The sequence below is a fragment of the Sphingomonas bacterium genome (genome assembly GCF_903644135.1).
Lineage (GTDB): Bacteria > Pseudomonadota > Alphaproteobacteria > Sphingomonadales > Sphingomonadaceae > Sphingomonas.
The window spans coordinates 1-7,395 of record NZ_CAHJXA010000130.1; the positions used below are offsets into that span (position 1 = coordinate 1).

Here is a 7,395-nt window from a genome sequence, read left to right on the forward strand (position 1 = left end):
CGGCGCGGCACCAGCGGCGGCCAGCCGCGGCGGCTATGCCGACGACCTCGACGACGATGTGCCGTTCTGATGCGCGCGCCGACACGCTTGTTCCGATGACGACGGCCCGCGAATGACCGAGACCGTCCACGCCACCGCGACCCGCGGCTGGCAGATCGACGAGCGTGCCCGCGCCGCGGTGATCGCCGCCTATGACCTGGAGGCCCTGCGCGACAGCCTGGCGCTGACCGAGATCACCGACTTCGCCGCGGCGCTGTGCGGGGCTCCGGTGTCGCTGGTGTCGTTGATCGAGGAGACGCGGCAGGTGTTCCTGTCGCACACCGGCACCGATGTCGGCGAGACCCCGCGCGAGGTGTCGTTCTGCCAGCACGCCATGCTGGAGCGCGACATCATGGTCGTGCCCGACACGACGCTCGACCCGCGCTTCGTCGACAATCCGTTCGTCACCGGCGACCTCCATGTCCGCTTCTATGCCGGCGCGCCGCTGATCAATGCCGACGGCGTGCCGCTGGGCGCGCTCTGCGTGCTCGATACCGAGACGCGGCCCGAGGGGCTGACCGCGCTGCAGCGGCAGGGGATGAGGACGTTGGCCGGCGCGGTGATGGAGCGGCTGCGTGACAGCCGCGACGCGGCCGCCTGGCGTCACGCGGAGAACGACGTACGCCGCAAGCTGGGCGACAGCGAGCAGCGCTTCCGCACGCTCGCCGATGCGATGCCGCAGATGGTGTGGTCGGCGCTGCCCGACGGCTATATCGATTACTGGAACGCGCGCTGGTACGCCTTTACCGGCGTCGCCGAGGGCGTGACCGACGGCGAGGCATGGGATCGCGTGCTCCACCCCGACGACCGGGCAGCGACCTGGGCGGCGTGGCGGCAGTCGCTGACCACCGGCGCGCCGTACGAGGTGCAGTATCGCGCGTGCCGGGCCGATGGCGAGTATCGCTGGCTGCTCGCCCGGGCCTTGCCACTACGCGACGCGGAAGCCGGCGGCGAGGCGGGCGCGATTACCCGCTGGTTCGGCACCTGCACCGACGTCCATGAGCATAAGCTCGCCTCCGAGGAGCGCGAGGTGATCAGCCAGGAGCTGAGCCACCGGATCAAGAACATCTTCTCGGTCATCTCCGGGCTGATCGCCTTTGCCGCGCGCGGCCGGCCGGAGTTCGCCGGGCTCGCCACCGACCTGCGCGAGCGGATCACCGCGCTTGGCCGCGCCCATGACTTCGTCCGGCCGCATAGCAGCCGGTCGCGACCGGCCGAACGGCAGGACAGCCTCAAGGGCCTGCTCGCCGCCTTGTTCGAGCCCTATCATCGTCGCAGCGGCGGGGTGAGGGTCGAGGGCGCGGATATCGCCATCGACGATCGCTCGGCGACGCCGCTGGCGCTGCTGTTCCACGAGCTTGCCACCAACGCGTCCAAATACGGCGCGCTGTCGGTCGATGGCGGCGAGGTGGTGCTGACCCTGTCGGCCGCCGATGGCCAGGCGACGCTGGTGTGGCGCGAACGCGGCGGGCCGTCGGTAAGCGAGCCCGCGACCCAGTTAGGATTCGGATCGCAGCTGGTGGAGATGTCGGCGGTGCGGCAGCTGGGCGGCGAGGTGAGGCGCGAGTGGCGGCCGGAGGGGTTGGTGATCACCCTCGCCGTGCCGACCGTCTCGTTCCACCGTGCGTAGGCGGTGTCCGTAGGCGGTCAGGCCGGCGAGAGCGGCATCACCTCGTCGCTCTGCGCGATGCGTCCGGCCGCCACCGCGGCGGCGGCGAGGATCGCCTGCTCGCTGAACGGCTTGGGCACATAGCCGAGCGCACCGTCGGGATCGCGGATTTGGCCCGGATTGGCGGTGACGAACACCACCTTGACCCCGAAATCCTCCGACAGGAAACGGGCGATGGCCGGCCCGGTCGGTCCGTCGCGCAGGTTGACGTCGACAAACGCCATGTTGCAGCCGGGTGCCGCCGCGCGCGCGGCCACCTGATCGGCGGCGATGCCGGCGACATGGTAACCCGCCTCGACCAGGATACGTTCGAGATCGAGCGCGACGAAGATCTCATCCTCGACGATCAGCGCGGTTTGTTTGGAGGGAGCGGCCATCGAGCTTTAACCGCCTTGATCCAGGTCAGTTCCGTCCTTGCTAAGCGATCGCCGGAGCAGGAAGACGGCGTGTTCCGCCAGGATATTGGCACCGGGCGACATGCGCCGCCGCCCCTGCGCCAGGAACCACGCCCCTTCCACCGTCACGCTGCGCTCGCGCAGGTGCGCGCGGAAGTCGTCGATCGTCAGGTGATGGATGTTGGGCGTGTCGTACCAACGTTCGGGCAGCAGCCGCGTCACCGGCATCCGCCCGCCCCACAGTAGCGAGGCGCGCACCCGCCAATGCGCGAAATTGGGAAAGCTGACGAACGCCTGCCGCCCGATCCGCAGCAGCTGGTCAAGCACCAGGTCGGGCGCACGCGCGGTCTGCAGCGTCTGGCTGAGGATGGCATAGTCGAAACTCGCCGAAGGATAGGCGGCAAGGTCGACATCGGCGTCGCCCTGCACCACCGACAGCCCGCGCGCGACCGCCGCGGCGACGTTGCCGGCGTCGATCTCCAGCCCGCGCGCGTCCACCCCCCGTTCGTCGCGCAACGCCGCCATCAGCGCGCCGTCGCCGCAGCCGACATCGAGGACGCGCGCGCCGCGAGCGACCCGCCCGGCGATGATCGCAAGGTCGGGGCGCAGCGTCATACCGCGCTCAGGAAGCCGTCGACGACGCGGTTGAGCTCCGGGCTTTCGAGCAGGAAGGCATCGTGGCCATAGGGGCTCGACAGCTCGACGAAGCTCGCCGCCGCGCCGGCCGCGTTGAGCGCATGGACGATGCTGCGCGACTCGGCGGTGGGATAGAGCCAGTCGGTGTCGAAGCTGACGATGGCGAAGCGCGTGCGGGTGCCGCGGAACGCGTCGGCGAGCCGGCCGCCATGTTCTTCCGCCAGGTCGTAATAGTCCATCGCGCGGGTGATATAGAGATAGGAGTTGGCGTCGAACCGGTCGACAAAGGCGATTCCTTGATGGCGCAGGTAGCTTTCCACCTGGAAATCCGCGTCGAAGCCGAACCCCTTGGCGTCCCGCGATTGCAGCCGGCGGCCGAACTTCTCGGTCAGCCCGGCCTCGGACAGATAGGTGATGTGCGCCGCCATCCGCGCTACCGACAGGCCGGCGGCGGGGGCATCATCGGTGCCGTAATAGTCGCCGCCATGCCATTTGGGGTCGGCCATGATCGCCTGCCGGCCGACCTCGTGAAAGGCGATGTTCTGCGCGGTGTGGCGCGCGGTCGCGGCGATGACGACCGCGGCGCGGACCCGCTCGGGAAAGGTCGCAGCCCAGCTCAGCACCTGCATCCCGCCCATCGAGCCGCCGACCACTGCCCTCAACGTGCCGATGCCGAGATGGTCGAGCAGCATCGCCTGCGCGCGCACCATGTCGCGGATCGTGATGACCGGGAACGTCATCGCATAGGACTGGCCGGAGGCGGCATCGACGCTCGCCGGCCCCGACGATCCCATGCAGCTGCCCAACACATTGGCGCAGACCACGAAATGCCGCGCGGGATCGATCGGTTTGCCGGCGCCGACCATCCGCGTCCACCAGCCGGGTTTGCCGGTGCGCGGATGGACGCTGGCGACATGCTGGTCGCCGGTCAGCGCGTGGCAGATCAGGACGGCGTTGCCTGCGTCGGCGTCGAGGGTGCCATAGGTCTCATAGGCGATCTCGACCGGGGCAAGGCTGCCACCGCCGTCGAGCGCGAGCGGCCCGGGCAAGACGACGCGGCGGGCGAGGCCGAAGCGCTGGTCGCTGGACATGGTGCGGCGGGTAGCGTCGGTAGGCGCGTCTGTCACCCTCACCCTTCGGCGCTGCGCGCCTCTTCCCGCTCCCGATGGGAGAGGAAGGGGAGCGGCGAGGGTCCCATGAAAGTAACACCTTCATGGGCACCCGAAGCCGCGGAAGGGTGAGGGTGACGAGATAGCTCTCGCCCGCTAGAGCGCCTGCATGACCGCCCCCGCCGCCAAGCCCTGGATCATGGGCATCGCCCCCTACGTCCCCGGCCGCGCCACCGGCGACGATGGCCGCCGCGTCGTCAAGCTGTCGTCGAACGAGAACCCCTATGGCACGCCGGCCGCCGCCCGCGACGCGCACCGCGCCGCCGCCGACGTGCTGGAGGTCTATCCCGACGCCGCCGCAACCGAGCTGCGCGCGGCGCTGGCGGCGCATTACGGAATCGAGGCGGAGCGCATCGTCTATGGCACCGGCTCCGACGAGGTGCTGCATCTGGCGGCGGGGGCGTTCGCCGGGCCGGGCGACGAGATCGTCTATGTCCGCTACGGCTTCTCGGTCTACGACATCGCCACGCGGCGGGTCGGCGCGACGCCGGTGGTGGCGGCCGACCGCGACTATGCGACCGATGTCGCCGCGATCCTGGCGGCGGTGACCGAGCGGACAAAAGTGGTGTTCGTCGCCAATCCCAACAACCCGACCGGCACCTATTCGACCAGGGACGAGATCGCGCGGCTGCATGCCGGCCTGCCGGGCGACGTGCTGCTGGTGCTCGACCAGGCCTATACCGAGTATCTCGACCCCGCCGATGACGACGGCGGGCTGGAGCTGGCGCGGACGCAGCCCAACGTGCTGGTGACCCGCACCTTCTCCAAGATCTTCGGGCTGGCGGCGGCGCGGGTCGGCTGGGGCTATGGCGCGCCGGCGATCATCGACGCGATGCACCGCATCCGCGCGCCGTTCGCATTCGGCATCGCCGCTAGCCGGGCGGCGATCGCGGCGCTCGATGACGACGGCTTCGTGGCGCACAGCCGCGACGAGAACCGCCGGCTGCGCGCCTGGTTCGCCGGCGAGATCGCCGCGCTGGGCAATGCCGGCCTGCGCGCGGTGCCGAGCAAGGCCAATTTCGTGCTGGTGCTGTTCGAGGGCGCGCCGACCGCCGAGGCCGCCTATCGCGCGCTGCTGGCGGCGGGCTACGCCACCCGCTGGCTGCCCGGCCAGGGCCTGCCGCACGCGCTGCGCATCACCGTCGGCAGCGAGGCTGACATGCGCGCAGTCGTCGCGGTGCTGCGTGCAGAGGCCGGTGCCGGCTGATGGTGCCGTTCGAGCGTGTCGCGATCATCGGCCTGGGGCTGATCGGCTCGTCGATCGCGCGGGGGGTGCGGGCGGCGATGCCAGACGTGCGGTTGACCGGCTTCGACGCCGACGCTGAGGTGCGGGCGATCGCCGGCCGTATCGACCTGCTCGATGAGGTCGCCGATACGCCGGGCGCGGCGGTGGCGGAGGCCGATTTGGTGATCCTGTGCGTGCCGGTTGGCGCAATGGGCGCGGCGGCGGCGCAGATCGCCGCCAGCCTGCCGGCTGCCGCAATCGTCAGCGATGTCGGCAGCTGCAAGGCGGAGGTCGCGCGCGCGCTGCGTGAGGCGCTGCCCGATGCCACGATCGTCCCCGCCCACCCGGTCGCCGGCACCGAGCGCAGCGGGCCGGAGGCGGGGTTCGCCTCGCTGTTCCACGGCCGCTGGACGATCGTCACGCCGATCGAGGGCACGCCGGCGGAGCCGGTCGAGCGGGTCGCGGCCTTCTGGCGGCAGCTGGGCGCGCAGGTCGACACCATGGCACCCGAGCACCATGACCGCGTGCTGGCGGTGACCAGCCACCTGCCGCACTTGATCGCCTATACCATCGTCGGCACCGCCGATGACCTGGCCGAAGTGACCCAGGGCGAGGTGATCAAATATTCCGCCGGCGGTTTCCGCGACTTCACCCGCATCGCCGCGTCGGACCCGACGATGTGGCGCGACGTGTTCCTGGCCAATCGCGAGGCGGTGCTGGAGATGCTGCAGCGGTTCAGCGAAGACCTGTCGCAGCTGCAGCGCGCGATCCGCTGGGGCAAGGGTGACGAGCTGTTCGACCTGTTCACTCGCACGCGCGCGATCCGTCGCTCGATCGTCGATCAGGGCCAGGACAGCGAAGCGGTCGATTTCGGCCGGCCGCACTCCTGAAGTCTCATTCCAGGGCGTTGATCGCCCGGTGCACCTGCTCCTCCATCTGACGCCGGGGCAGGCCGGCGGGGATCGGTTCGCCGAACCGGAGTGTGACGACGCCGGCCTGCCTGGGGCCGTGGCGAGGCCAGAGCCGGCCGCTGTCGACCGCGATCGGCACCGTCGGCAGCGCCAGCGCGCGATACAGCCCGGCGAATCCCGATCGCAGCGGCGGCTGCTCGCCCGGCGCGACGCGGGTGCCCTCCGGATAGATCAGCACCGACCGTCCGGTCCCCCGCGCCGCCTCCGCCTCGCGCATCATGCCGCGCAAGGCTCCCGCCGACGCCTCGCGATCGACGACGATCGCGCCATAGCGCCGCGCCGCCCAGCCCCAGAGCGGGATGCGCGCCAGCTCGCGCTTCAGCACCACCGCCGGCCCGTGCAGCAGGATCGCCAGCTCGGTCGTCTCGAACATCGAATGGTGCTTGGCGGCGTACAGAGCCTGGCCGGCGAGCGGCGCACCCTCGACCCTGACGGTGATGCCGAGGATGTGCCGCGCCGCCCAGCGATGCAGCCGCGCCCAGCGATGCGCATAGCCGATCAGCGCGCGCTGGCCGAGCAGCGCCGGCACCGGCACTGCCAGCACGATCGGCACCGACAGGCCGTAGAATACCGCCCTGAAGACGATCGTGCGCAGCCATGCCGTCATCGCGGAGCCGTCCACAGCACGACGCGGCGCAGGATCAGCTTGTTGTATTCCGCCACCAGCGTCATCAGCCGCGGGCTGCTCGGCACGCCGTCGACCAGCACCACCACGCCGCGCCCCAGCGCCGCGCCCAGTTCCATCCGCGCGCGCCGCACATGCCAGGCGGAGCTGACCAGCCGCACCGTCGTATAGTGGTGCGCACGCACCCAGGTCGCGGTCTCCTCGGCGTTGGACCGGGTGTCGACCGCATCGGTGCCGAGGTCGACGCAGCACGCGAACAGCGCCGGCGGCACATGATATTCGCGCGCCAAGTCGGCCGCGTCGACCCCCGGTGCCACCCCGGTCACCAGCAGGCGCTTGGCCTGGTGGCGGGCGAGCAGGTCGAGGCCGCGGTCGATCCGCCCCGGCCCGCCGGTCGGCACGACGATGGCATCGGTGGTCGTCCCCTCCAGCGGCGGCGGCAGCGCCAGCATGAAGGCGGCGAACCCCAGGCACCAGCCGATCGCCACCAGCCCCAACAGCCGCGCAATCACAGCATCCGCCTCAACGCGCCCAGCACCGCCGTCCGCGCCGCCAGCGTCGCCAGCACCACGAAGCCCAGCGGCAGCGCCGCCAGCAACAGCCAGCCGCCGGTGCCGAGCGCAATGCCGCCGATCAGCTGCGACCCGAGGCCCGCCAGCCGGCCGG

At 70.9% G+C, this 7,395-nt stretch carries 8 protein-coding genes; 3 read left to right on the forward strand and 5 right to left on the reverse strand.

Annotation, left to right across the window (positions count from 1 at the left end):
• The first annotated feature begins 112 nt into the window (after positions 1-112).
• A complete protein-coding gene (locus HUU96_RS08400) occupies positions 113-1,669 on the forward strand; it encodes a sensor histidine kinase (protein WP_174292381.1) in 1,557 nt (518 codons plus the stop codon).
• Positions 1,670-1,686: 17 nt separating this feature from the next.
• Here the strand turns inward: HUU96_RS08400 and HUU96_RS08405 are convergent, their stop codons facing one another.
• Genes HUU96_RS08405 through metX form a run of 3 tightly spaced genes read right to left on the reverse strand, consistent with a single transcriptional unit; the run spans position 1,687 to position 3,830 of the window.
• The gene (locus HUU96_RS08405; protein WP_174292382.1) at positions 1,687-2,085 is read right to left on the reverse strand and encodes a response regulator; all 399 of its coding nucleotides are present in this window, start codon (positions 2,083-2,085) and stop codon (positions 1,687-1,689) included.
• 6 nt (positions 2,086-2,091) lie between these two features.
• Positions 2,092-2,718: a methionine biosynthesis protein MetW gene (metW, locus tag HUU96_RS08410; protein ID WP_174292383.1), complete on the reverse strand. Its 627-nt coding sequence runs from the start codon at positions 2,716-2,718 to the stop codon at positions 2,092-2,094.
• Positions 2,715-3,830: a homoserine O-acetyltransferase MetX gene (metX, locus tag HUU96_RS08415; protein ID WP_174292384.1), complete on the reverse strand. Its 1,116-nt coding sequence runs from the start codon at positions 3,828-3,830 to the stop codon at positions 2,715-2,717. Before metX ends, metW begins: the two co-directional genes overlap by 4 nt.
• Before the next feature lie 187 nt (positions 3,831-4,017).
• Here metX and hisC point away from each other — a divergent pair, with 187 nt between their 5' ends.
• Complete coding sequence (hisC, locus tag HUU96_RS08420; protein ID WP_174292385.1) at positions 4,018-5,115, forward strand: histidinol-phosphate transaminase; 1,098 nt, start codon at positions 4,018-4,020, stop codon at positions 5,113-5,115.
• A complete protein-coding gene (locus HUU96_RS08425) occupies positions 5,115-6,023 on the forward strand; it encodes a prephenate/arogenate dehydrogenase family protein (RefSeq protein ID WP_174292386.1) in 909 nt (302 codons plus the stop codon). The genes hisC and HUU96_RS08425 overlap by 1 nt, the downstream gene beginning before the upstream one ends.
• 4 nt (positions 6,024-6,027) lie before the next feature.
• Here HUU96_RS08425 and HUU96_RS08430 read toward each other — a convergent pair whose 3' ends face one another.
• Positions 6,028-6,711 carry a lysophospholipid acyltransferase family protein gene (locus HUU96_RS08430; protein ID WP_174292387.1) on the reverse strand — a complete coding sequence of 228 codons (684 nt, stop codon included), beginning with the start codon at positions 6,709-6,711 and terminating at the stop codon, positions 6,028-6,030.
• Complete coding sequence (locus tag HUU96_RS08435) at positions 6,708-7,241, reverse strand: YdcF family protein (protein ID WP_174292388.1); 534 nt, start codon at positions 7,239-7,241, stop codon at positions 6,708-6,710. The genes HUU96_RS08430 and HUU96_RS08435 overlap by 4 nt, the downstream gene beginning before the upstream one ends.
• Positions 7,242-7,395 lie beyond the last annotated feature (154 nt).